At 60.4% G+C, this 25339-nt stretch carries 22 protein-coding genes; 12 read left to right on the top strand and 10 right to left on the bottom strand.

Annotated elements, in window-relative coordinates:
- Window positions 1-186: 186 nt before the first annotated feature.
- Window positions 187-2160: a PhoX family protein gene (locus GR198_RS32730; protein ID WP_029873241.1), complete on the top strand. Its 1974-nt coding sequence runs from the start codon at window positions 187-189 to the stop codon at window positions 2158-2160.
- Between the two features lie 265 nt (window positions 2161-2425).
- Here the strand turns inward: GR198_RS32730 and GR198_RS32725 are convergent, their stop codons facing one another.
- The 5 genes from GR198_RS32725 to GR198_RS32705 form a co-directional block, all read right to left on the bottom strand.
- Complete coding sequence (locus tag GR198_RS32725; RefSeq protein ID WP_003541857.1) at window positions 2426-2743, bottom strand: ArsR/SmtB family transcription factor; 318 nt, start codon at window positions 2741-2743, stop codon at window positions 2426-2428.
- A 115-nt stretch (window positions 2744-2858) separates the two neighbouring features.
- A complete protein-coding gene (locus tag GR198_RS32720) occupies window positions 2859-3608 on the bottom strand; it encodes a HugZ family pyridoxamine 5'-phosphate oxidase (protein ID WP_164022824.1) in 750 nt (249 codons plus the stop codon).
- Between the two features lie 31 nt (window positions 3609-3639).
- Window positions 3640-4692, bottom strand: coding sequence for a choline ABC transporter ATP-binding protein (choV, locus tag GR198_RS32715; RefSeq protein WP_020051154.1), 1053 nt, complete (start codon window positions 4690-4692; stop codon window positions 3640-3642).
- Window positions 4689-5534: a choline ABC transporter permease subunit gene (gene choW, locus GR198_RS32710; protein WP_164070329.1), complete on the bottom strand. Its 846-nt coding sequence runs from the start codon at window positions 5532-5534 to the stop codon at window positions 4689-4691. The genes choV and choW overlap by 4 nt, the downstream gene beginning before the upstream one ends.
- A 72-nt stretch (window positions 5535-5606) precedes the next feature.
- Window positions 5607-6563: a choline ABC transporter substrate-binding protein gene (locus tag GR198_RS32705; protein ID WP_164070328.1), complete on the bottom strand. Its 957-nt coding sequence runs from the start codon at window positions 6561-6563 to the stop codon at window positions 5607-5609.
- A gap of 236 nt (window positions 6564-6799) precedes the next feature.
- Here GR198_RS32705 and GR198_RS32700 point away from each other — a divergent pair, with 236 nt between their 5' ends.
- The 3 genes from GR198_RS32700 (at window position 6800) to GR198_RS32690 (ending at window position 9832) form a co-directional block, all read left to right on the top strand.
- Window positions 6800-7402, top strand: a complete 603-nt coding sequence (locus GR198_RS32700) for a thymidine kinase (protein ID WP_029873244.1) — start codon at window positions 6800-6802, stop codon at window positions 7400-7402.
- A 75-nt stretch (window positions 7403-7477) separates the two neighbouring features.
- A complete protein-coding gene (locus tag GR198_RS32695) occupies window positions 7478-8551 on the top strand; it encodes a hypothetical protein (RefSeq protein ID WP_164070327.1) in 1074 nt (357 codons plus the stop codon).
- A gap of 150 nt (window positions 8552-8701) precedes the next feature.
- On the top strand, window positions 8702-9832 hold the full coding sequence (locus GR198_RS32690) for a DUF2333 family protein (protein ID WP_164022820.1): 1131 nt from the start codon (window positions 8702-8704) through the stop codon (window positions 9830-9832).
- An 11-nt stretch (window positions 9833-9843) separates the two neighbouring features.
- Here the strand turns inward: GR198_RS32690 and GR198_RS32685 are convergent, their stop codons facing one another.
- Together GR198_RS32685 and GR198_RS32680 are read right to left on the bottom strand one after the other, a co-directional pair.
- Entirely contained in the window at window positions 9844-10305 is a 462-nt protein-coding gene (locus tag GR198_RS32685; protein ID WP_029873247.1) for a PAS domain-containing protein, read from the bottom strand.
- Window positions 10306-10351: 46 nt separating this feature from the next.
- A complete protein-coding gene (locus tag GR198_RS32680) occupies window positions 10352-11077 on the bottom strand; it encodes a helix-turn-helix transcriptional regulator (protein ID WP_003541839.1) in 726 nt (241 codons plus the stop codon).
- A gap of 479 nt (window positions 11078-11556) precedes the next feature.
- Here GR198_RS32680 and GR198_RS32675 point away from each other — a divergent pair, with 479 nt between their 5' ends.
- On the top strand, window positions 11557-13239 hold the full coding sequence (locus GR198_RS32675) for a hypothetical protein (RefSeq protein ID WP_164070326.1): 1683 nt from the start codon (window positions 11557-11559) through the stop codon (window positions 13237-13239).
- 81 nt (window positions 13240-13320) lie between these two features.
- Here GR198_RS32675 and GR198_RS32670 read toward each other — a convergent pair whose 3' ends face one another.
- A complete protein-coding gene (locus GR198_RS32670; protein ID WP_164070325.1) occupies window positions 13321-13851 on the bottom strand; it encodes a TIGR00645 family protein in 531 nt (176 codons plus the stop codon).
- A 259-nt stretch (window positions 13852-14110) separates the two neighbouring features.
- Between GR198_RS32670 and GR198_RS32665 the strand changes: the two genes are divergently transcribed.
- Window positions 14111-15790, top strand: coding sequence for a formate--tetrahydrofolate ligase (locus GR198_RS32665; protein WP_164046754.1), 1680 nt, complete (start codon window positions 14111-14113; stop codon window positions 15788-15790).
- A 67-nt stretch (window positions 15791-15857) separates the two neighbouring features.
- Here GR198_RS32665 and GR198_RS32660 read toward each other — a convergent pair whose 3' ends face one another.
- Both GR198_RS32660 and GR198_RS32655 read right to left on the bottom strand, forming a co-directional pair.
- Window positions 15858-16340 carry a GNAT family N-acetyltransferase gene (locus tag GR198_RS32660; RefSeq protein WP_164070324.1) on the bottom strand — a complete coding sequence of 161 codons (483 nt, stop codon included), beginning with the start codon at window positions 16338-16340 and terminating at the stop codon, window positions 15858-15860.
- Window positions 16341-16735: 395 nt separating this feature from the next.
- Window positions 16736-17749 carry an extensin-like domain-containing protein gene (locus GR198_RS32655; protein ID WP_204337300.1) on the bottom strand — a complete coding sequence of 338 codons (1014 nt, stop codon included), beginning with the start codon at window positions 17747-17749 and terminating at the stop codon, window positions 16736-16738.
- A 209-nt stretch (window positions 17750-17958) separates the two neighbouring features.
- On the opposite strand from GR198_RS32655, the gene GR198_RS32650 reads away from it, so the two are divergent.
- The 6 genes from GR198_RS32650 (at window position 17959) to queF (ending at window position 25249) form a co-directional block, all read left to right on the top strand.
- Window positions 17959-20214, top strand: coding sequence for a TonB-dependent hemoglobin/transferrin/lactoferrin family receptor (locus tag GR198_RS32650; RefSeq protein WP_164022815.1), 2256 nt, complete (start codon window positions 17959-17961; stop codon window positions 20212-20214).
- A gap of 266 nt (window positions 20215-20480) precedes the next feature.
- Complete coding sequence (locus GR198_RS32645) at window positions 20481-22670, top strand: anthranilate synthase (protein WP_003541832.1); 2190 nt, start codon at window positions 20481-20483, stop codon at window positions 22668-22670.
- A gap of 121 nt (window positions 22671-22791) precedes the next feature.
- Window positions 22792-23031 (top strand): hypothetical protein, encoded by a 240-nt coding sequence (locus tag GR198_RS32640; RefSeq protein ID WP_017961519.1) that lies wholly within the window; start codon window positions 22792-22794, stop codon window positions 23029-23031.
- A gap of 14 nt (window positions 23032-23045) precedes the next feature.
- A complete protein-coding gene (locus GR198_RS32635) occupies window positions 23046-23717 on the top strand; it encodes a DUF2161 domain-containing phosphodiesterase (protein ID WP_029873254.1) in 672 nt (223 codons plus the stop codon).
- A 153-nt stretch (window positions 23718-23870) separates the two neighbouring features.
- Window positions 23871-24785, top strand: coding sequence for a CDF family cation efflux transporter EmfA (emfA, locus tag GR198_RS32630; protein ID WP_029873255.1), 915 nt, complete (start codon window positions 23871-23873; stop codon window positions 24783-24785).
- Window positions 24785-25249, top strand: a complete 465-nt coding sequence (gene queF / locus GR198_RS32625; protein ID WP_029873256.1) for a preQ(1) synthase — start codon at window positions 24785-24787, stop codon at window positions 25247-25249. The genes emfA and queF overlap by 1 nt, the downstream gene beginning before the upstream one ends.
- Window positions 25250-25339: the final 90 nt, after the last annotated feature.

Below are 25339 nucleotides of genomic sequence, written 5' to 3'. Positions count from 1 at the left end.
GGCGTCAACGGGAAAAGTCCCCAAAGCCCCTCCTGACAGGAGGCTCAGCTTGCTTCGCTTGGGCACTGCAGGCTGCCCGTCATCAATCCTTTGCCTCGGCTTGTTACAAAAAACCGATAGCTCGCAGGGCGCAATTGCATTTCATCAATTCACTGAAATCAAACGATATTTCGATCGGAGATACTGATGTCTGACCGCCAGAAGACAAGGGCGCGCCCCACGCGGCGCCATGCATTCGCGCCAAGTTACGGCGCTATTCTCGAAGAGGGTGTACGCCGCCGCAGCGTGCTCAAGGGCTTTCTCGCAGCGATGGGCGCTGCGGCACTTTCGCCGGCGCTCGGAACCGCGCATGCCGAGGCTCCCGGCTCAAGCCTGACATTTCCGGAACTCAAGCGCGTGCGCGATACCGCCGACCACTGGCCGGAGGGTTATGAGCGCCAGATCCTGGCGCGCTGGGGCGATGCACTTTTCTCCGACAGCCCGGAATTCGATATCGCAACGCTTGATGGTAAGGCGGCCGAGCGACAGTTCGGCTACAACAACGACTTCACGCAGTTTCTGCCGCTGCCCTGGGGCGAGAAGAGCTCCGACCATGGGCTGATGGTCGTCAGCCATGAATATGCAACGCCTTTCCTGATGTTTCCCGGCCTGACCGACGAAAACTACCGCGAGAAGCTGACGCACAATCAGATCCGCGCCATCATGGCCGCCCTCGGCGTCTCGATCTTCGAGGTGAAGAAGACGGACGGCAAATGGGTGATCGTCAAGGACGGCAAATACAATCGCCGCGTCCACATGAGCACCGAAATTGGCATCTCCGGTCCTGCCGCCGGCGACGACCGTCTGAAGACCAAGGCCGATCCGACCGGCACGGTCGTCTTCGGTACGATCTCGAACTGCAATGGCGGCATCACGCCCTGGGGCACGATGCTTTCGGGCGAGGAAGGCGCGATGGACGTCTTTTCCGGCGACTACAAGAAACTGCCGAACCAGGAACTGGTCGAACGCCAGGGCTGGGACGAGGACGAAAACGACATCTATTCCGTCAGCCGCGTCGAGCCGCGCTTCAAGTTCGAGGAAGAGCCGAACGAATGGATGCGTTTCGACTGGGTGGTCGAGATCGATCCGTTCGATCCCTCCGCAAAGCCGGTCAAGCGCACCTCGCTCGGCCGCATGACGCATGAAGGCGCTCAGTGTTGTGTCGCCCCTGACGGCCGCGTGGTGGTCTTCATGGGCGACGACGACGACTTCGAATATATCTACCGTTTCGTCACCCGCGATCCCTGGAACCCGAACGACCGCGCCGCCAACAAGGACCTGCTCGACCACGGCACGCTTGATGTCGCCAAGTTCGAAAGCGACGGCAGCATGCACTGGATCCCGCTAATCGCCGGCCAGGGCCCGCTGACGGCGGAAGCCGGCTTCAAGAGCCAGGCCGACGTCGTGCTGGCGACGCGTGCCGCCGCCGATCTCGTCGGCGCCACGCCGATGGACGCGCCGGAAGGCTTCATCCCGCATCTCGGCACCGGCAAGCTTTACGTCGCCATGACGGAGAACGAAGACCGGCTGCCCAAGGTTGAGGGCGGCGACGAGAAGGAGATGGTCAACATCGCCAATCCGCGCGGCCCCAACCCGCACGGTCACCTGCTGGAACTCGCAGCACCTGGCGGTCCCGAAAAGCCGGATTATGCAGCTGACAGCTTCAAATGGGATGTCTTCATCCTCTGCGGCGATCCTGCCAAGGCTGAGGATCAGGCGATGTTCCATCCGGCCACGACCTCGGCCGGCTGGTTCACAGACCCCGACAATCTCGCGGTCGATCCGGCCGGACGCCTCTGGGTCACCACCGACGGCCCGCCGCCGGAAGGCATTGCCGATTCCGTCTATGTGATGGATACCGAAGGCCCGGGCCGGGCGTTGCCGAAACTGTTCTATATTGCGCCCGTCGGTTCGGAAGCCTGTTCGCCGACCTTCACTGCGGATGGCAGCAGCGCCTTCCTCTCGGTCCAGCATCCGGGCGAATTGCGCATGGCCGACAACGAGGATGCGACTTCGATGGAGGATGCCGGCACCAACTGGCCCGACTTCAAGCCCGGCATGCCCGCACGCCCGGCGCTGGTGGTGCTGAGCCGCGCCGATAACGGCGTGGTCGGCAGCTAAAGCATATCGCGCAAAACTGTGCAGCGGTTTTGCGAGAATGACATGCGTAAAAACAAAGGCCTAAAGCGCGAGGAGCGAATCTGAAAGATCGCGACGCGCTTTAGAACATGTCGCGCAAACATGCACGGCGGTTTTGAAAAGGCACGACCGGCAAATCTTCCGATTTGCCGGTCGCCATAAGGTTCAGGTGCTGAAATATCGTTGCCAAGCCTCCGGGAACATCCCCTTCAGCAGGACATCGGCCAACTTCATGTCAGCGCTATCATCAAGCGGCGGATCTATTTCTGTTCTGCACGAGGTAGATGTCTTCGAGCGTGGCCAGGATCTTCATGACCGGCTCTGAGGTGCTCGAATAGTAGATGGTTTGTGCGTCCCGGCGGGTCTTGACCAGCTTTTGAGCGCGCAGTTTCGACAGGTGCTGTGAAAGAGCCGACTGGCTGAGCCCGACCTGGGTCGCAAGCACGCCGACGGCCACTTCGCCCTTCACGAGGCTACACAGGATCAGCAATCTCTTCGGATTGGCCATGGCCGATAATAAAGCTGCCGCCACGGTCGTGTGATCGGCCAAATCAGAGGTTTCCATATGTTATCTTCCTAATGCGAAACGTACATCAAACGTGTTGGCGCAGGGCGCCAGCCGGGATTTTGACTGACACCAAAAGCTACCAACTAGGCTCGAAGATTGTATATACCTAAATTTAAGGTATCGAGTATGCTATTTTAGACATGTTTGAACAAATGTGATTGGCATCCACAGCGAGGGTTTCGAACTCGTATCGCAGCAGGAAGTCGCCGGAAATCATATCGAAACCTGAGGAATCGATACCACAAATGCGCCAAGGACCCGATTCTGGCGCCATTAGCCTGATAGCGAGGGCTTCGGCTATATCGGGATGGCGTTCTACTAAATCTCGCACTGTCTCTGCCGCCTCGGTGGCGATCGCCTCATTCGCCGCCGACTGGATTACGAGATCATTCCCATCGAGCTGGTAGGCGCGGCCGAAACCGCCATTGAGGCTGGCCTGTTCCGGCTTGAGACGAAAGAACAGGAAATCAGGAAAGTCGATATAAAGCTTCGCCTTGGTGTGGCGAGCGAGAAAACGCGTGCGGATACGCTCGTAGAATGCATTGCTGCGCTCGACGGGTTCTGCCAGGCACTGGGTCGTCAGACGAGGATAGGCGAGGGGATCGCCCTTGCCGGGCTCGCCGGTCAAGAGCGAGGCGTGCGGGTCTCTGGCGAGTGCCCTGGTATGGGCCGACAGCTGCGAAACCAGGATGACCGGCGTGCCGTCGATATCGGTAGCGACGAGCACGCGGCTGGCGGAGGGAAAGCCGGTCTCGGGGTCGAGAACGGCAATCGCCGCGTGCCGGGCAGAGCGCAGAAGCACGCGGGCGAGCTTGCGGGCGTCGTCGTCGGTTTCGCGTAAGGGCGAGGGCTGATCTTTCATATCCGCTTTGTGACAAAGCGGATGGAAAACATCAAGCTTCCTCCTTGCGGCGATGGCGGGTGAGACCAGCGACGATATCCTGAGCCGAGATGGTGCCGACAATCGCACCGTTCTCGACGATGCCGATACTGCCCGGCTGGCGGGCGAGGGCATCGAGGATATCGATAAGCGGGGTCGCGGCGCGGGCCGTGGCGCTGACGCTCATGCCGGCGGCAGTCTGGCCGAGGCCTGGCTGCATGACGTCGGCCGCCGTCAGCATGTTGATCGGATTAAGGTTCTGCACGAAATCGGCGACATACTGGTCTGCGGGGTTCTTGACGATATCGTGCGGCGTCCCGCACTGGATGATGCGGCCGCTCTCCATGATGGCAATGCGATTGCCGATGCGGAAGGCCTCGTCGAGATCGTGGCTGACGAAAAGAATGGTCTTCTTCAGCCGCCGCTGGAATTCCAGGAGCTCATCCTGCAGGCGGGTGCGGATCAATGGGTCGAGCGCCGAGAAAGGCTCGTCCATGAGCAGGATCGGGGCGCCGGTGGCAAAGGCGCGGGCAAGACCGACACGCTGCTGCATGCCGCCGGAAAGCTCGTTGACCTTGCGATCGGCCCATTTCGTCAGGTTGACGAGTTCAAGCTGTTCGCCGACGCGGAGCTTGCGTTCGGCTTCCGGCATGCCGGCGAGCTCGAGACCGAAGCCGACATTGTCGGCGACGGTGCGCCAGGGCAGGAGGGCGAATTGCTGGAACACCATGGAGACGGTGTGAGTGCGCAGCTCGCGTAGCGCCTTGGCATTGCATCTATAGGGGTTGACGGGGCCGGTGGCCGCCGAGACCGCGACATCGCCACGCACCACGGGAGCGAGCCCGTTGACGGCGCGCAGGAGCGTCGACTTGCCGGAACCGGAAAGACCCATCAGCACCAGGATCTCGCCTTCTTCGATCGTCAGCGAGGCGTTGGCCACACCGAGCACCAGACCGGTGGCGGCGCCGATCTCGTCGCGCGTTTTGCCCTGGTCGACCATGGCAAGCGCGGTTTCCGGCCGATCGCCGAAGACGATGCTGACATTGTTAAAGCTTACCGCGGTCATGCAGCGCCTCCTTCACCCGCGGTGCGGAACATCCGGTCGAGAATGATTGCCAGGATGACGATGCAGAAGCCCGCCTCGAAGCCCTTGGCGATATTGACGGTGTTCAGCGCACGGACGACGGGCACGCCAAGCCCGGGAGCGCCGACAAGGGCGGCGATGACGACCATCGACAGCGACAGCATGATGGTCTGGGTGAGACCCGCCATGATCTGCGGCGTGGCGAAGGGAAGCTCGATCTTGCGCAGCACCTGTATCGGCGTCGCGCCGAAAGCGACGGCGGCTTCGACGAGGGACGGCGGCGTCGAGATGATGCCGAGGCGCGTCAGCCGGATCGGGGCGGGGATTGCGAAGATGACGGTCGCGATCAGGCCCGGCACCATGCCGAGGCCGAACAGGATGAGCGCCGGGATCAGATAGACGAATGTCGGTATAGTCTGCATGAGATCGAGCACCGGGCGCATGGCAGCATAGACCCAGGGGCGGCGGGCGGCGGCAATGCCGAGTGGAATACCGATCACCATACAGACGAAGGTGGCGGCGAGCACGAGGGCGAGCGTCTCCGTCGTTTCCTTCCAATAGTCCTGGTTGACGATCAGCAGCAGCCCGAGACAGGTGAAGGCGGCAACCGCGATCGACCGGCGCAGCCAAAAGGCGATGGCGGTGATGGCCGCGATGACGATCAGCGGATGGGGCTTCTGCAGCACGAAGAGCAGGCCGTCTATGGCGCTCGACAGCAGGAAGGCGATCTGGTTGAAGAACCATTCGCCATTCGAGGTCAGCCAATCCACGAAGGATTTGGCCCAGGGGCCAACGGGAATCTTAAATTCGGTGATCCAATTCAAGGGCGCGCCCATCCAGAAAAACAACAATCGGATGAAAATGAAACGGGGCGGCGTGCCGCCCCGTTCGTATCATCAGAGGCCGAGGCCGGTCTTGGCGGCCGCGAGGGCTTCGCCGCTGCCGTCGCGGGTCTTGACGCCCGCAAGCCAGGGCTCGATCGCTGCAGGGTTCGCCTTCAGCCATTCGGAAGCCGCAGCTTCCGGCTCCTTGCCGTCGTTGAGGATCTTGCCCATGATCTGGTTCTCCATGTCGAGGGAGAACTTCAAGTTCTTCAACATCATGCCGACATTCGGGCATTCGTCGAGATAACCGGCACGCACGTTGGTGAAGACCTTGGCGCCGCCGAAGTCAGGGCCGAAGACCTTGTCGCCGCCCGTGAGGTAGGTCAGCTTGAAGTTGGTGTTCATCGGATGGGGTTCCCAGCCGAGGAAAACTACGGGCTTGCCCGATTTGTCGGCACGGGCGACCTGGGCGAGCATGCCCTGTTCGGAGGATTCGACGACTTCCATATCCTTCAGGTCGAACTCGTTCTTCTCGATCATGTCCATGACGAGGCGGTTGCCGTCATTGCCGGGCTCGATGCCGTAGATCTTGCCGTCGAGATCGTCCTTGTGAGCGGCGATATCCTTGAAGTCCTTGATGCCGAGTTCCGCACCCTTGGAGTTGGTTGCGAGCGTGTACTTGGCGCCGACGAGGTTCGGGCCGAAGGATTCGACCGACTTGTCGTCGAGATAGGGACGGACGTCCTTCTCCTGCGTCTCCATCCAGTTGCCGAGGAAGACATCGATGTCCTTGTTCTTCAGCGACGTGTAGGTGACCGGGACCGAGAGAACCTTGACGTCGGTCTCATAGCCGATGCTCTTGAGGATCACGGATGCGGTGGCGGTGGTGGCGGTGATATCCGTCCAGCCGACGTCCGCGAAGCGGACGGTGGCGCAGCTGTCAGGGTCTGCGGCGAAGGCGGCGGTCGCAACGGAGAGGGCGGCGACGGCAGTTGCGGTAACGAGTTTGAACGTGCTTGTTGTTTTCATTTTAGACTCCCAGTCTTTAAGTTCCCAAGCCAACCATCAATAACCGAGTTTGACAAGCGACCTCAGTGCGTTTGCGCCGTATCGACCCATGCGATTGCGACGTCCGCGGATTTTTTGGCAATGCCTTGTTTTCGGGGCTCTCAGCGGTTTTCGAGCCGGATTCCTGTGATTATCGCTCACTCAGGGCTTTTCTTTGCCATTCCGAGCTTTCAATAAGCCGATCAAGGAGAAATCGGATGGCAAAACTCTATTTCAACTACTCGACGATGAATGCCGGCAAGTCGACGATGCTGCTGCAGGCCTCCTATAATTACCAGGAGCGCGGCATGCGCACGGTGCAACTGATCGCAGCCTTCGACGAGCGCACTGGTCGGGGCGTCATCGGCTCGCGGATCGGGCTGGAGGCGAGCGCCATTCCTTTCGAGTCGCACGAGGACCTGTTCCGGTTGGTCAAGGGACTGAGTGGCGAGGGCGCGCCGATTTCCTGCATCTTCGTCGACGAGGCGCATTTCATGACGCCTGTCCATGTCTGGCAGCTTGCCCGCGTCGTCGACAGGCTCAACATTCCTGTGATGGTCTACGGGCTGAGAACCGATTTCCAGGGCAAGCTGTTTCCGGCCTCGCAGGAACTGCTGGCGATCGCCGACGAAATGCGCGAGGTGCGCACGATCTGCCATTGCGGACGCAAGGCGACGATGGTTGTGCGGCTCGACGCGGAAGGAAAAGTATTGCACGAAGGCGCGCAGATCGATGTCGGCGGCAACGAGAAATATGTCTCGCTCTGCCGCAGGCACTGGGACGACGCGATGAACGGTGCCTGGATCGCCGAGCCGGTCTAAAGCCGCCGATGCTGCCTGTTTTCTTTGGCGCCGCAAGCGACTAGCTTGGGGCAGGAGATTCCCTGGAGAGGCTTGGTGCGCAAACCCCCGCCATTCGACAGCCAGTATGAAGCCGCAGGCAGCCTTGCCGAAAGGATTGCGGCCGAGGGAGCCTATTGCGTGGCCGCGATCGGCGCCTTCAGCGGCGACGAAACCCGATCGGCCGACGAGGTCTTCCTCGAGCAGAATGCCCGCTTCCAGGCCCATATCGCCGATGCTGCGGCGCTCGACGCCCAACTGGCCGAGCTGGTCTTTTCCCTCGATCGGCTGACGGCCGAGGTCTCAGCCGATCTCGACAGTTTCCGGGGGCTGACGCTGCGCGAGAAGATGGCCGGCTGGGTGTCGCGCCAACGGATGTGGCGCATGTATACCGAACGCGTGCGCGAGGCGCCCGTCATCGAGCGGCTGCTCGACCTTTTGACGAAATCGGACGCGCTCGCGGGGCTGATCGCCGGCCAGCGCGCCGCGCTCAGCGAGCGGCACAAGGCCGCCGAACTCAGCCTTGTCGACATCGTCGAGCAGCGGCGACGGCTGGTCGTTTCCATCGATATCGCCCGTCTCAAGATGAAGGAGCTCAATGCCAAGGCGCTGACGACGCAAGGCCGTATCGGCGTCTATGGCAACAGGGCGCATTGGGAGCAGATGGAGGCGGAGCGGCGGGCGCTGAAGGCAGAGGCCGAGCGGATTTCCGCCGGGGAGCACGAGATGCGCGACGACAGCCAGAGGCGTGAGCGCTTCATCGGCCTGTTCCAAGCCTTTGTCGATTCGCTGAACGGCCGGATCGCCGCCTGCAACGCGCTGTTGCGCAAGCTGTTGATCGACGTCGAGGAGCGGCTGATCATCTACCAGGCGCAGGTCGATACCGACCGGCCGGGCATGAAGGTGAGGATCAAGCCGGAACTCTTTCCCGATATCGCCGCGCCGATCAGGTTGTTCGAGAAGGGCATGCTGGTCGCCCAGGATCTGGAGCGGCGCAAGACCCGCGCCGATCTCGAATTCGCCAGAAGGTTTCCGACCTATGCCGAACCGACGCCGGAAACATCGGGAGCGCCTCTGATCGACACAGCGCGCAGGTCTTTCCGTTTCAGCCTGCCTTTCCTGCGCTCCTGACCAGCAGGGGCGAGGCAATACCCCTCTTGCGCAATGCTTTCATTCCGAAAAATCGAAAGGCTCGTGTTGTGCTCGGCCCATCGAGCGCATATGTGGGATGCAGCGGGGCGGCAATGTCCCGATGTTCGCCTCACCTGACAGGAGACGACGATGCTTGACCGGATCACCGGTTTTTTCAGGCTGATCGGCCAGATGATCGGCCGCTGGGCCCGCCTGTTTGCCGCCTGGGCCTTCTGGCCCATTCTTGCCGCGCACGGCTGGTATCAGCGCCGAACCTGGATGATCCGGCTGCCGGTCATCGCTTTCGTGGTGCTGCTGGTTGGGCTCTACGGTTATTTCTTCTGGCAGACGCAGGTCTGGACGAATTTCAATCCCGCCTTCGTCGATCAGTACCGGCTTTCCGAACGCAAGGTTGCCGCTGGGCAGGAAGTGCCGGTCGCCGAGGGTGCCAATGCGACGGCGCCGAAGACCTGCCAACGCTCGGCGATCGTCGACGTGGCGGCCGATCTGACCGATTTCAACGTCAACCAGAACGCATGGATCTCCTCCATGCTGCTCTACAAGATGGGCTTCTTCGGCATCGACTGGGATCACACGCCTTTCCTCGACAACAAGGCGTCCTTCCAGCGCGGCGTCAACCAGGCGGTCCGGCGGACTTCGGCGGAACTTGTCGATACGCTTGGGCGCGTGCGCGGCACGTCGGGCATCAACAACGACCTGCAGAGCGCGCGCGGCAATCTGCAGTTCGACGAAAACAGCTGGTATTTTGGGCTCAATCCCTTCGGGCCGAAGACGCCGACTCCTTCCTATTACCGCTCGGCGATCGGCAGCCTGCGCAAGTTCAACACCGATCTCGCCCTCTGCAACGTCATTTTCGACGGCCGCGCCGACAATCTGATGCAGTTCATCGACCGCATCGCCAACGATCTCGGCGGCACCTCCGACATGCTCGCCGAGCGCTCGGAAAACCACAATCGCGGCTGGTTCGATACACGCGCCGACGACCGGTTCTGGTTCGCTTATGGCCAGCTCTACGGCTATTACGCGATCATGGCCGCCGCCCAGGCGGATTTCTCGCAGGTGCTGGCGGAACGCAATCTCGGAGCGATCTGGGGCGGGACCATGCGGCAGTTCCAGTCGGCGCTGCGCATCCAGCCGGCGATCATCTCGAACGGGCGCGAAGATGGCTGGATCATGCCGAGCCATCTCGCCACCATGGGCTTCTATATTCTGAGGGTGCGCTCGAACCTCGTCGAGGTCCGCTCGGTGCTTGACCGCTAAAACGTCTGGATTCAGCGGGGTATCGTGTTGTCCTCGAAGCCGACGACGCGCAGTTTCTCGACGAATTCATAGGTGATGCCGACGATGCCGCCGCCGCTTTCATCGTTTCGGAAGCGGCCGACGCTGCGCACCAGCTTGTAGCCGCCAAGCCGGTTGTCGACACGATAGACGAAATGGAAGCCGACGCCGTGAAGGCTCGCCTCTTCGAAGGTTTGGGCGATCAGGCTGCGGTCCTCCTCGTGGATGCGCGACATCAGCTCTGTCAGGTTGACAGGGCCGTCGCTGTAGGAGAGGCCGAAGATCGCGTGGACATCCTCGCTTGCAAAGAAATGTCCTGTCTCGATGTCGATGCGCCAGAAACCGAAAAGACGATAGGCAGCAAGCATCTGGACGACTTCCGCATCGGTGATGCCGATGTGGGCGCGCGATTGTTCTGTCTTGTCAATAACGGGCTGTTCGAAGTGAAGAGGCACGATTCCCCCAGATCACGGGACGACGTGCCGACTCTCTTCTGATTCCTCAGTTGATCAGCTTCAATCGAATTGCCTTAGCTACCAACTGGGTCCGGTTGACGCAATCGAGTTTTTTGATCGCGTTAGTCATATAGGCGTTCACCGTATGGTCCGAGAGCGTGAGGATCTGACCGATTTCGATCGAGGTCTTGCCCTGGGCAGTCCAGCGCACAACCTCTAGTTCCCGAGTCGACAGCGCGTTATGCGCGCATTCCTCGTTGCGTTTGACTGCATTGTATGCATCGAGTGCATGGAGAATGATCATTGCCAGCTCGTTGATCTCGCTCTGGCCGAGCGCGGCGCGCTCGCCGCAGAACCAAAAGATCAGACGCTGGCCGTCGGCTGCAGTGGTCGGCATGGCAATGCCTGCCGGTATGGCATGGCGCAGCATCAGGGCACGAAGTTCGGCGGGAAAGGCCTGACCATTGGAGGCGTCGTTGAGGTGCCAGGCCGGCGGCACGGCAGACGCCCTTAACCTTACGCCGAAAGGGCAGCCGCGCATCATGTGGGCGCGGTCGAAATCCCTGACATAGGCGGCCGGAAGCGAGCTCTCGATCAGCAGGGGTTTCAAGAGAAGGTCTTCCGGGGAGGGGGCGTGCATCAGCGTCGCATGCGACAATCCGAAGGCTGTAGAGACCCTGCCAAGCGCCTGTGCAAACAGGCTGCGCGTTCGTGCGGTCGAAAGTTCTGCCGAAAGCAATGACTGTCTTTCAGAGGTAGTCATGTAAGACATTTGTACGCCTCCGGCAGCCCAATGTTACCGCTATCAAATACAGAAAATCGGCGGGATGCTAGCCCCAATTGACCTAACGCAAGCCGATTCATTCGAATTGTGAAAAAATAGCCACGGTAGTGCGCGCCTCGGTTGAGTTTCGACTTGCAAAAATAGCGTTGCGGTACCTTTGAGTTCCTTCATGGCGGCACAGCAATGGTCTCGCGCAGCCGGGCAAGGAGAGAATCACTTGGGAGAGTTTTGCGTAAGAACTCGGGTCTCTTCGGCACGGGCGCAAAAGGCGATGAACCGATCTGCCTGCAGCGCTTTGCGCTGGAGCAGGTGAACTGCGTGAACGCGGCCGCAGCGGGTCGCCATTTCAGCCTGATTGCGGTGAGAGAACAGAGATAAGAAGGATGGTAGCAGGCGGCGAAATCCGACTTGCTGGCAGTCAAGCCAATTGCTAAGCGTATGCTCAGTACAACTGAGGCAATTTAATCGTGCGCTTTGCAATTTCCTTTTTGGTGAAGTGTCTATTTTCCAGATTATTACTTGTTTTTCTCCTTTTGACCTTGCCGATCGGCGCGGCAACCTCGCGGGCCGCCGGGGAGAAGAAGGCAGCGCATCCCCCGATGAATTTCATCCTCGTGCGTAGTCTCCTCTGCCAGGAAAACTGTCCGGAATGGATATCGGCGGAGGGGCGCATAACGTCCGATACGTCGGCGCGGCTTAGAAAAATACTCAAGAAGATCGGTGGCCGTACATTGCCTGTCGTTTTCCGTTCGGAAGGCGGCGACGTCGATGCCGCCTATGCGATGGGCCGGATGATCCGCAAGGCCGGGCTGGAAACGGCGGTCGGCGGCACCCGGCTCAAAGATTGCCCGGTTGGGGATACGCGCTGCCAAGCCGCTATTGCCAAGGACGGTAGCGCGGTCGGTTACACCTATTCGTCAGGTGCATACTGCTTTTCTGCGTGTCCGCTGGCGTTGGCGGGCGGTGTGTCGCGTGTCTCGTCGCAATGGGCCTTTATCGGCGTCCACCAGATCACGACCGTCTACAACAAGGTGCGTGTTTCCTATCGCATCGAATACAAGATCGTGAACGGCAAGAAGAAGGAAATCTCCCGCAAGGAGGTTGGACGCAAGGTGGCGGGGCAGAGCAGTTCCACCAAACTTGGAAGGAAGGCTACCGCTGCTTTGACGGCTTATTTGAAAGAAATGGGCGTCAGCGAAGATGTGATCGGTCTGATGATGAGCGCCACGCCTGACAACATCACTATCGTACCGGCTACAGAGGCACTTCGAACAGGTCTCATCACGGACATGTTGTCCTACAATGAGTGGCCCGGCATGCCGCTCTGCGCCCCAGATGCAGTGGCCGAGGCTGTCTGTCACAGTCATCCGGTAGCCGAAGCCCCTGTGGTGGCCAAGGCGCCCGTATCTCAGGCGCCCGTGCAGGATGCGGCCACAGAGACAAGCGAGAAACTGCCGAAAACCCAGCCGATGGACTTCCTCCTGATGTCCAATGGCAACTGCCAGGAAGAGTGCACGCAGTGGATTTCTGCGGACGGAGACATCATGCCGGATACGCCGGCTCGGCTGAAGGCGATGTTGACGACGCTCGGCGAAAGAAAGCTGCCGATCGTTCTTCAATCTAATGGCGGGGACATGGATGCAGCTTTTGCGATGGGGCGTATGATCCGTGCTGCAGGTCTGGAGACCTCGATTGGCAGAACGCAGTTGCCGAATTGTCCAAAGCTGGATCCGCGTTGCAAAGCCAGCATCGCCAAAAGCGGACCGACCGAGGGCGAAGTCTTTGCCGGCCGTGCGTACTGCCTTTCGAGCTGTACTCTTGTCCTGATGAGCGGAACGCCGCGGATTGTCGGATATTCCTCGATCGGCCTCGCCAGGCCCACGACGGCTGAATATACGAGATTTTCCGCTTATTTCGACGAGATGGGCGTCAATGCCGAGACATACGGGACGATGATGCCCGCCACATCAACCGAGCGAGGGAGGATCATAGTTCCTTCTCAGGCGCTCGAGCTTGGCATCATCAATGGTATCATTCCTTATGATGAAGAGCCCGGCTTGCACGTCTGTGGGCCGGAGGCGAAGGAAAGCCTTCGATGCCCGAGAAAAGCTGAGGCAGAGATCGTTCCTGTTGCTGCTTCGGTCAATTGATCTCAGGACGTGAAAGAGGATAGCTCGGCGTTTGCGTCGGGCTGCGGCTTGTTCAAGCTCCGAAGGTGCTCGTGCCGCCTGTCAGTCCTTATCCTTCAAATCATTTTTCGACGTGACGCTCATCAGCTTCTCCAGGAAACCGAGCATGACGGCGGAGGCGACGAAGGCGAGGTGCATGAGGGTCAGCCACATGATCTTGCCGTCCGCATATTGGTCGGCATTGAGGAAGACCTGCAGCAGATGGATCGAGGAGATGGCGACGATCGAGGAGGCAACCTTGATCTTGAGGCTGCCTGAATCGAGTTTGCCGAGGAAGGAGACTTCGCTGTCGGCCTCGTCGACCTCGTCGAAGCGGCTGACGAAATTCTCGTAGCCGGAGATCATCACCATGACGATGAGGCTTGCAACGAGGGCCGCATCGATCAGGCTGAGCATGGCAAGGATCATCCCAGCTTCGTCCAGCACGAAAACGCTGGCGGCAATCTTCAGAAGCTTGTAGCCGAAGGAAACGGCATAAATGGCGAGCGCCAGCACCAGGCCGATATAGAAGACCACGAGGATCCAGCGGCTCGACAGGATGATGCGCTCGACGAAGATTTCCAATGCTTTCATGTCTTCACCCTAAGAAGCCGTAATCGTTGACCGCCACATAAACGCCTAACGCATCGACCCGAAAATCGAAACCCATTTTCGGGTCGATGCGTAGATTCAAAGTGTTACAGCGTCCTTTGCGCGTCCGAAAAGACGCGCGGCGCTGTAAGCGTGGCGGCCGCAAGGCGCAGCACTATTCACACCCCGCCGATATTTCGCTATCTCGATGAAGAGAAAAACAACGACTCCGCTCCCGCGGGGGCCGGACGGGGGAACATCCATGCCATCAATCAAATCCGATATCGAAATCGCGCGCGCCGCGGCCAAAAAGCCGATCTTCGAAATCGGGGCGAAACTCGGTATTCCGGTCGAGCAACTCGTTCCCTATGGTCACGACAAGGCAAAGGTCAGCGCCGAGTTCATCGCTGCGCAAGCGGGCAAGAAGGACGGCAAGCTGATCCTCGTCACCGCGATCAATCCGACACCGGCGGGCGAGGGCAAGACGACCACTACCGTCGGGCTCGGCGACGGGCTGAACCGGATCGGCAAGAAAGCCGTAGTCTGCATCCGCGAGGCCTCGCTCGGTCCGTGCTTTGGCGTCAAGGGCGGGGCGGCCGGCGGCGGTTATGCGCAGGTCGTGCCGATGGAAGACATCAACCTGCATTTCACCGGCGATTTCCATGCGATCACCTCGGCGCACAATCTGTTGGCGGCGATGGTCGACAACCACATCTACTGGGGCAACGAAGAGAATATCGACATCCGCCGCATCACCTGGCGGCGGGTCATGGACATGAACGACCGGGCGCTCAGAAGCATGGTCTCATCGCTCGGAGGCGTCGCCAACGGTTTCCCGCGCCAGGGCGGGTTCGACATCACCGTCGCCTCCGAGGTGATGGCGATCCTCTGCCTCGCCACCGACCTCAAGGATCTGGAGCGGCGGCTCGGCGACATCATCATCGGCTATCGTTTCGACCGGACACCGGTCCATGCGCGCGACCTGAAGGCCGACGGCGCCATGGCGGTGCTGTTGAAAGATGCGATGCAGCCGAACCTGGTGCAGACACTGGAGAACAATCCGGCCTTCGTGCATGGCGGGCCCTTCGCCAATATCGCCCATGGCTGCAATTCGGTGACGGCGACCAAGACGGCGCTGAAGCTCGGCGACTATGTGGTAACGGAAGCAGGGTTCGGCGCCGATCTCGGAGCGGAAAAATTCTTCGACATCAAGTGCCGCAAGGCGGGGCTGAAGCCGGATGCGGCGGTCATCGTCGCGACCGTCCGGGCACTGAAGATGAATGGCGGGGTGAAGAAGGACGATCTCGGCACGGAGGATGTCGCGGCGCTGAAAAAGGGCTGCGCCAATCTTGGCCGGCACGTTGCCAATGTGCGCCGTTTCGGCGTACCCGTCGTCGTGGCGATCAACCATTTCGTCTCGGATACCGAGGCCGAGATCGCGGCGGTCAAGGAATTCGTCTCGAGGCTTGGCGCCGAGGCGATCCTCTGCCGTCACTGGGCGCTGGGTTCGGCCGGCATCGAGGAACTGGCGCACAAGGTGGTGGAACTGGCCGAATCCGGGCAGGCGAAATTCCGGCCGCTTTACGGCGACGATCTTTCGCTGTTCGAGAAGATCGAGATCGTCGCCTCGAAGATCTATCACGCCGGCGAGGTGACGGCCGACAAGGCGGTGCGCGACCAGTTGCAGACATGGGAGGAGCAGGGTTACGGCAAGCTGCCGATCTGCATGGCGAAGACGCAATATTCCTTCTCCACCGATCCGAACCTGCGCGGCGCGCCGGAAGGCCACATCGTCACCGTGCGAGAGGTGCGGCTTTCGGCGGGAGCGGGCTTCGTCGTCGCCATCACCGGCGAGATCATGACGATGCCGGGCCTGCCGAAATCGCCGTCGGCGGAACGGATTTTCCTCAACGACCAGGGTTATATCGAGGGATTGTTCTGATCCTGGGAGCGCTGGCCGAAGTGGCACGCGGAGCAAGTTGGGGACAGGTCACAAGAGCCGCAATGAATTAACATCCCGTTTTGATTGTCTTGCTCATGTTGACGCCGGTGACGCGAAAGCCGGTTCCCTCGTAGACATGTTTGGCGCGCTTGTTATCCTCTGCAACACGCAACCTTATCTGCTCGAACCCCGTCCTCGCTAGTTCAGTTTCCAACGCATATAATGCCTGTTTGCCGAACCCTTTTCCCTGATGTGCAGCGAAGATATAGAAATCTTTGATGAATGCAGAGCGGCTTGCCAAATCCGGTCGGTACCAAAGGTAACCCACGACGCTCTCAGCTTCCGGCGTTTGATTTACGACACAGAACATGACCTCGCCGGGAGTATTGATGCCATGTGGCAGGTCGTTCGCGATTTCCTGTTTGGCCTGTGCCAAGGCCTGAGGGCCTGAAAGACCGTAGTTCGACGAAATCTCGGTCGCATAATCAGTGATGAAATAATCGAGGTAAGCCGGATATTCGCTATCACGCATGGATCTGAATGAGATCATTGTATTTCCTGTTTGTGAGCCTCAAGCCGGGCAAGCGCTCTGCGGACCCATCTGACACGCAAGCTCATTTTCCGGAACAGTTGCTGCCGGCATATTTGGACAGCACTGCAGCGACATCCTCATCGGATGCGAAGTCGTCTTGATCGGCTTCGCGAACGGCGGCCTCGATCTCTGAGAGCTGCCATTCCTCCCCGTTCGATGAATTCTTCGACCGCCAGAGCTGCGATTTGTGGCGGCGAAAGCTTTCGCTTTTCGGCCAGGCGATCCAGAGAAACCGTGGAATCCTTCATCTGGAAACTCAATAAGGTCATGATGGGCACTCCGCCGGTTCTCCGCATTCAGGTTTAGTGGTTGGATGGTCTGATTCAAGTGGGAACCGCAAGCTACTGAAATGACTAATGGCAATAGCGATAGCCACCCTTCCTCTCGATGACGTCGAGATGGAAATGGGTTTCGTGGGCAGCGTCGCTTTCGGGGTCGAGGACGGTGGTGAAGTAGAGGCAGCCGGCGGCGCTGACGGTGCGTTGGAAGGCGCCGGTCAGCGTCGGATCCTCGCGACGGGAGCGGACGGCGACATCCTCACCCTTTTCGAAATGGAAGCTCGCAATATCGATGGCGTTGCCGCGGGCATGCTCGGAGATCTTGCCGGTTCCGGCGCCGTTGCGCAGGCGGCACATATAGGACGTTGCCTGGTTGACGGTGGTGATGCGGCCCTGCTCCGGCAGGGCGGCGGAAGCCGCCGGGATCACGCTGTCCTTCATCCAGCGGGCGAGGGCAAGCGCTGCCGGGCAGCGGATCGTCGCCTCCGGCTTCAGCTTGATTCCGGGCAGAGCTTCGGAGACGATGATCGGCTTGTCGATGCCGCAGCCGTTACCGTCATCGATGCGCGGCGTGTCCTTGAAGACGACGCCCAGGGACTGGAGTGCGGCCGTGCATTCGGCATGCTCGGCATCGCTTTCGGGCTCAATCGTCAGATGCTGCTCTTCAAGTGTCTGCTCGCCGGGCGGCTTACCTTCCTCCGTCGGCGGCTGCGAGCTTTCAGGGCTGCCCGGCGGTCGTGGCGGACCTTGCATCGGTTCTGCCGACCCGGGCTTTGACGGTGCGGCCTGCGGCACTGGCGGCGTGCTCGATACCGGTGCCTGCGGATCCTTTACATCGGGCTTCGGCTGAGGAGCCGGGACCTCTTCGGGCGGGGGCGGTTCCGCCTTTTCCGAGGACGGGGAGGTTGGGTTGGTCGCCTGTCCGGCATCTGGCCGAGGTTCGGGCATCGGGCCTTGCGGGGGCAGACGGGCGCCGGCAAGACAGGCGGTAGCGGCGAAAAGAATTGCCAATGTCGAAAGTTTTCTCAACGCGTCCGATTCCTCGTATCCGTGGCTAAAGACAACGCATGAGGGCGTTTTTCGTTGCAATTGTGCAACGTGATTGAAGATCGCTAAAACTTGATAGATATATTCAACATAAAGCGGCGACTTATGTTGACAATGCGCCTCATGTTTTTTATGCGGCGAAAAGAAGGCGGAATTCTGCTTCGTCTTCATCCATAAAAGCCCAGCCAGCCCCTCGAGCGTACGACACGCCACGACCAGCCAGCCCGGTAATCATCATTAGAGGGTAGGTTATGATCGTCCGGCATTGGCGCTCGGTTCTATTGGTCTGCACGGCAGCCACAGTTGTTCTTCCTGTTTCGCAGTCTTTCGCGCAAAGCGCTACGGCAGCCACGCCGCAAGCCACGTCGGAGGACAGTACCGTCCTGCAGAAGATCGTCGTCAAGGGCAAACGCGTGGCGCCGGGCAGCGTCGCCGACACGCCGCTTGCCACCGAGATCACTGCCAAGCAGCTCGAAGAAAAGCAGGTCACCAATTTTGACGATATCGGCCGCAGCATCGATGCAGGTGTGAACTATTCGCGCGGCGACGCAGGCTTCAACCTGCGCGGCCTTTCCGGCGCTCGCATCCTGACCACGATCGACGGCATTCCGATCCCCTATATTTCGAACAGCTCGCGTCAGGGTGCCTTTGCGCCGGCCAACGCCAACGGCGGCGGCGACACCTTCGATTTCGATTCACTGTCCTCGCTCGATATCGTGCGCGGCGCGGATTCGAGCAAGGGCGGTTCCGGCATGCTCGGCGGCGCCATCGTTCTCAATACGCTGGAGCCGGAGGATCTTATTCCCGAAGGCCGGGATTGGGGTGCGATCGTCAAGTCGACCTATGACAGCGAAGACCGCAGCATTTCCGGCTCGGCCGCCGCTGCCAAGAAGATCGGCAACACGTCGATCCTCTTTCAGGGCGGCTACCGCAAGGGCCATGAACGCGACAATATGGGCGACAACGACAGCTACGGTCGTTTCCGCACCGAGGCGGATCCGGCTGATTTCGATCAGAACAACCTGCTCTTCAAACTGCGCCAGGAGCTGGAAGGTGGCCATCGTATCGGTCTGACTGCCGAGCGTTTCCGTCGTGATCTACAGACCGATCTGCGTGAACAGCAGGGTACCGGCCGCACTTATATGATCGACAATTATGACGGTCGCGAACTGCGTGATCGCGATCGTGTATCGCTCGATTATGATTATGAATCGCAGTCCTCCGACGCGTTCTTCAGCAGTGCGCGTGCCACGCTCTATTGGCAGGATTTGAAGAAGGAAGCCGGCAGCAGGGGCCGTACGACTGCCAATGTGGCCTATGGCCGCAACAACGAGATTGAAAACGAAACCTGGGGCTTCAGCGGCACGGCAACGAAGGATTTCGAATATTCCGGTCTCAGCCACTCCGTTCGGGTGGGCCTCGACGTCGGCGTTTCCAGCTGGAGCCAGTATAGCTGGGCCCTTTGCCCGACATCGACGACCTGCCCGTCGCTGAACAACCAGGCGGAAGTGCCCAATGTCGACAGCCAGAATCTTGGACTTGTTATTGAAGACAAGATCGAAATCGGCAATACCGGCTTCGCGCTGACACCCGGCTTCCGCTTCGACTGGTTCAACTACAATCCCTCGACCGGCGGGAGTTTCGCAAGCAATACCGGGCTTACCCGTTTCGGGGACCTGAACGACCGAACGGAAGCCGGCCTGTCGCCGAAGATTCTTGCGACATACGAGCTGACGCCTGACGTGCAGCTCTACATGCAGCTGGCAGTCGGCTTCCGCGCACCCACCGTGGACGAACTCTACAGCCGCTTCTACAACCCGACGGGCCGCTACGCCCAGCTCGGTAATCCCGATCTGGAACCCGAAATCGGCCGAGGCGTCGAAATCGGCGCCAATTTCGACACGGGCGATTTCACCGGCAGGGTCGCAGCTTTCCACACTCGCTACCAGAACTTTATTGAGACGGTGCGGACCTTCGATGCCACGGCCAACTTTACGGAGTTTAATTACACCAACGTGGCTGCGGCGACGATCTCGGGTATTGAAGCCAGCGCCGCCAAGACATTCAACAATGGCATCAATCTGCATGCGTCACTTGTCTATGCTTACGGTAGGAACGAAGAAACCACCCAGCGCCTGCGCTCGGTGGCACCGTTCAAGGCGATCGTCGGCGGCGGCTGGAACAACGAGAATTTCGGCTTCGACCTTTCCTCGACGCTGTCGGCCGGCATGCTCACCGACCATCTCGATACGCCCGTCAGCAACACCAACGACACGACCTTCGATGCGCCCGGCTATGCAATCGTCGATCTGACCGGCTGGTGGACGCCGGAACAGGTGCCGGGTCTGCGCGTGCAGGCAGGCGTCTACAACATCTTCGACCAGGAATATTTCAATGCGCTTGGCGTGCGCGAGGTCAACCTCAGCTCGGCGACGGCATCACAACCGCGCGATTGGTATTCCGAGCCGGGCCGCACATTCAAGGTGTCGCTCACGAAGACCTTCTGATGCCAGTTGAGCCTTCAAGGCTGGGGAGGGGCGGCTTTTGGGCCGCCCTTTTTCAATCCTGCAATCGCCTCTTGCGCGACGGCTGATCTCAGGCTAACAATTTTCCCATGATCAAGTCCTTGAACATTGCTGTTTGGTGGTGGGTTCGCTAAGGCGGCCTCGACCAATCGTGTCCAAAGACGACGAGTGAGCCGCCCGAAACTTCGAGGCGGCTTTTTTTGTTTTATGGCCGCCTGTCGTCCGGGCCCCGATAACGGAGTGGAACAATGGTAACGATCCTGCGGGATGATGGTGCGGAAATCTACGAGACCAAGGGCGGTATTACTGTCACGCGGCAGCGGCGGGCGATCCCCTACGGCGATGCGGTCTCTTCCTATGTCGACAAGCTCGACGAGCGCCGCGGCGCGGTGTTTTCGTCGAACTACGAATATCCGGGCCGCTATACGCGCTGGGATACCGCTGTCGTCGATCCGCCGCTCGGCATCTCTTCCTTTGGGCGCGACGTTTGGATCGAGGCCTATAATGAACGCGGCGAGGTGATCCTCGGCTTCGTGACCGAGCGGCTGAAGACAGTGTCTGACATCGTGCTCGGCGCTTCCTCGGCCCGCCGCCTCGACCTCACCGTCAAGACGCCGGACCGGGTGTTCACCGAGGAAGAACGCTCGAAGATGCCGACGGTCTTCACCGTGCTGCGCGCCGTCACCGACCTGTTTTATTCGCAGGCGGATGCAAGCCTCGGGTTCTACGGCGCCTTTGGATACGACATCGCCTTCCAGTTCGACGCGATCGATCTGAAGCTGACGCGACCCTCCGACCAGCGCGACATGGTGCTCTACCTGCCGGACGAGATCCTCGTCGTCGACAACTACGCCGCCAAGGCCTGGGTCGACCGTTATGACTTCGAAAAAGGCGGCGTGACGACCGAGGGCAAAGCGGGCGATATCGCTGCCGAGCCGTTCGTACGCACCGATGCCATTCCGCCGAAGAGCGATCACCGGCCGGGCGAATATGCCGAGCTCGTCACCAAGGCGAAGGAAAGTTTCCGCAAGGGCGACCTTTTCGAAGTCGTGCCCGGGCAGAAATTCATGGAGCGCTGCGACAGCAAGCCGTCCGACATTTCAAAGCGGCTGAAGGCGATCAATCCGTCGCCTTATTCCTTCTTCATCAATCTCGGCCATCAGGAATATCTAGTCGGCGCCTCGCCCGAAATGTTCGTGCGCGTTTCCGGCCGTCGCATCGAGACCTGCCCGATTTCGGGCACGATCAAGCGCGGCGACGACCCGATCGCCGACAGCGAGCAGATCCTGAAGCTCCTGAATTCCAAGAAGGACGAGTCCGAGCTCACCATGTGCTCGGATGTCGACCGCAACGACAAAAGCCGGGTCTGCGAGCCGGGTTCGGTCAAGGTGATCGGCCGCCGGCAGATCGAGATGTATTCGCGCCTCATCCACACGGTCGACCATATCGAAGGGCGGCTGCGCGACGACATGGACGCTTTCGACGGTTTCCTCAGCCACGCCTGGGCCGTCACCGTCACCGGCGCCCCGAAGCTCTGGGCGATGCGCTTCATCGAGAGCCATGAAAAAAGCCCACGCGCATGGTATGGTGGGGCGATCGGCATGGTCGGCTTCAACGGCGACATGAACACTGGCCTGACGCTGCGCACCGTGCGCATCAAGGATGGTATCGCCGAGGTGCGCGCCGGCGCGACGCTGCTCAACGATTCCATTCCTGACGAAGAAGAAGCCGAAACAGAACTGAAGGCCTCTGCCATGCTTTCCGCCATCCGAGACGCCAAGACCGGCAATTCCGGCAGGGTCCAGCGCGACGTCGCAAGCGTCGGCAAGGGCGTCAGCATCCTGCTCGTCGATCACGAGGACAGCTTCGTCCACACGCTCGCCAATTACTTCCGCCAGACAGGGGCGACGGTTTCGACCGTGCGCACGCCGGTGCCGGAGGAAATCTTCGACCGGCTGAACCCGGACCTTGTCGTGCTGTCGCCCGGACCCGGAACGCCGAAGGATTTCGACTGCAAGGCGACGATCAAGAAGGCGCGGGCGCGCAACCTGCCGATCTTCGGTGTCTGCCTTGGACTGCAGGCGCTCGCCGAAGCCTATGGCGGGGAACTGCGCCATCTGGCGCTGCCGATGCACGGCAAGCCCTCGCGCATCCGCGTGCTGGAGCCTGGCATCGTCTTCTCCGGCCTTGCCAAGGAGGTGACGGTCGGCCGCTACCACTCGATCTTCGCCGATCCCTCGACGCTGCCGCGTGAGTTCATCATCACGGCGGAAAGCGACGACGGCACGATCATGGGCATCGAACACGCCAAGGAACCGATCGCCGCGGTGCAGTTCCATCCGGAGTCGATCATGACGCTCGGCGGCGATGCCGGGATGCGGATGATCGAAAATGTCGTGGCGCATCTGGCGCGCAAGGTGAAGACGAAGGCTGCCTGACCGCAATTTCGCCTGGCCCTTCCTGCTGTGGGAAGGGCCAGTCAATAGGCCGTCGGGCCGCGACTTGACTTCTTCCGGCAAATCAGAACATTTCAGGAACGATCAATTGGAACCTGTCGCCGTGGCCAATGCTGAAAAGTTCATCGTTCTCCCTTACCGCAAGAACCGCGGCAATCTCGTGCCCGGCGAAATGCGTCAGGCATCGAACTCCGTCAGCGCGGAGAAAATCGCCTCGGCGATGTCGGAGCGTTTCGTCGGCGTGGCGGCTTATGCCGTGATCGTCGATGAGGAAACCGGGGATATGTCCTCGCCGCGGCTGCTTGCAAAATACGGTGAGATTGCCGATCTCAACGCCGCCTGAGGCGCGGTTTTCATATGGAGACATCGCTTTACCTGCCGGTCAAAGCTTTCCTGGAGGCGGCGGGTTATGTCGTGAAGGGTGAGGTCGGCGGGTGCGATCTCGTGGGCCTCAGCGATGCCGAGCCGCCGGTCGTGGTGGTCTGCGAACTCAAGCTCTCCTTCAACCTCGAACTGCTTCTCCAGGCGGTCGACCGCGCGGCGATGAGCGATGAGGTCTGGATCGCGGCCCGCGTCTCCGCCAAGGGTCGAGGGCGGGAGACCGACAAACGCTATCGCGATCTCTGCCGCAGGCTCGGCATCGGCATGCTCGGCGTCTCCGATGCCGGCGAGGTCAGCATCATCGTCAGTTCCGTCTCTCCGATGCCGCGCACCAATCCCAAGCGGCGGACGCGCCTCGTCAAGGAGCATCAGCGCCGCCACGGCGATCCCGCAGTCGGCGGCAGCACGCGGGCGCCAATCATGACCGCCTATCGTCAGCAGGTGCTGCTCTGCGCCGCCGCAATCGAGCGTGGGGTCGGGCGGCCGCGGGATATGAAGGCTCAGGTGCCCAATGCCGGCCGAATCCTGCTCGACAACGTCTACGGATGGTTCGAACGCAAGGAGAAGGGCGTCTACGCCCTGACGCCTGCAGGGCAGGCGGCACTCTTGCGCTGGCCGCAGACTATTCTCTCCGAGCCTGTTCCTTGAGCACGCGGAAGGGGAACCTCATTGCCCTTTGACAAATCCGCCGTCTTCCCCCATATCACCATCAACTGAACCGCCTGCGCGACATTCGCGTGGGCGGTTTTGCGTTTCAACGGCTTGAATTCTGCAATTCATTCGCAACCGCAGGGGAACGATATGAGTGATAACGGCGATCTTACGGTCCGGAATTTGGCGATGTGGGGCATCCCGCTGTCGCTCGGCGTCATGGGACTGAAGATGGTGGCCTGGTGGGTCACCGGGTCGGTGGCGCTGCTGTCGGACGGGCTCGAATCGTCGGTCAACGTCGTTGCCGCCTTCATCGCCTTCTTCGTCATTCGTTATGCGCAGAAGCCGGCCGATCACGACCACCCCTTCGGTCATCACAAGGCGGAATATCTGTCTGCCGTCACCGAGGGCGTGCTGATCGTCGTGGCCGCCCTGCTGATCGTCAACGAGGCGGTCGGTTATCTCGCCGAGCCACGCATGCTGGATGCACCCGTGCTCGGCCTTGCGATCAACTTCGCGGCCGGTGTCATCAATGCGATCTGGGCGCGGTTGCTGATCCGGACTGGACGCAGACATCGCTCGGCAGCGCTGACGGCGGATGGGCAGCATATCATGTCCGATGTCGTGACCTCCGTCGGCGTGCTCGTTGGCCTGCTGCTGGCGCTGGCAACGGGATATGCGATCTTCGACCCGGTGCTTGCCATTCTCGTTGCCGTCAACATCCTCTATCAGGGCTGGAGGGTGATCTCGCAATCGATTGGCGGGCTGATGGACCAGGCGGTCGAACCGCAGGAGGAGGAAGCGATCAAACAGGCGATCGCCACCCACGCGGAGGGTTCGATCGGCGTGCATGACCTGAAAACGAGGCGGGCGGGTACCGTCACCTTCATCGATTTCCACATGGTGGTGCCCGGCGGGATGTCGGTGCGGCAGGCGCATGATATATGCGACCGCCTTGAGGATGCCATCAGGGCGGTGCACGAGGGCGCCACTATCGCAATTCATGTGGAGCCGGAGGGCGAAAAGGCTCACGGCATCCGCGTCAAAGTCGTCAAGGAGGCATAATGCCGAGTACCGATGTTTCCAGCTTGTCGATGCTGGGTCAGCAGACCGAAACCGCGCAATCGCCGGAGGAGGCAGTGCTTGAGAAAGTGCCGTCCAACCATGCCGGCACCGATTACGTCGTGCGCTTCACCGCGCCGGAATTCACCTCGCTCTGCCCGATGACCGGGCAACCGGATTTCGCCCATATCGTCATCGACTACATTCCGGGCGAATGGCTGGTGGAATCGAAGTCGCTGAAGCTCTTCCTGCATTCCTTCCGCAATCACGGCGCTTTCCACGAGGATTGCTCGATCTACATCGCCAAGCGCATCGTCGAGCTGCTCGATCCCAGATGGCTCAGGATCGGCGCCTACTGGTATCCGCGCGGCGGCATTCCGATCGACGTCTTCTGGCAGACGGGCAAGCCGCCGGAAGGCGTGTGGCTGCCGGAACAGGGCGTTGCGACCTATCGCGGCCGTGGGTGAGCCGCGGTCGGGCAAAGCCCGAGCAATCGATCCAGTGAATCGATTGCAGCGGCGAACGCCCTGAGCCTAGAGCGAAGGGCCGGGCAACGG

The sequence above is a fragment of the Rhizobium leguminosarum genome, from assembly GCF_010668065.1.
GTDB classification, from domain to species: Bacteria; Pseudomonadota; Alphaproteobacteria; order Rhizobiales; family Rhizobiaceae; genus Rhizobium; species Rhizobium leguminosarum_S.
Note: the sequence above shows the minus strand (reverse complement) of the source record. Positions and strands in the feature narration are given on the sequence as shown.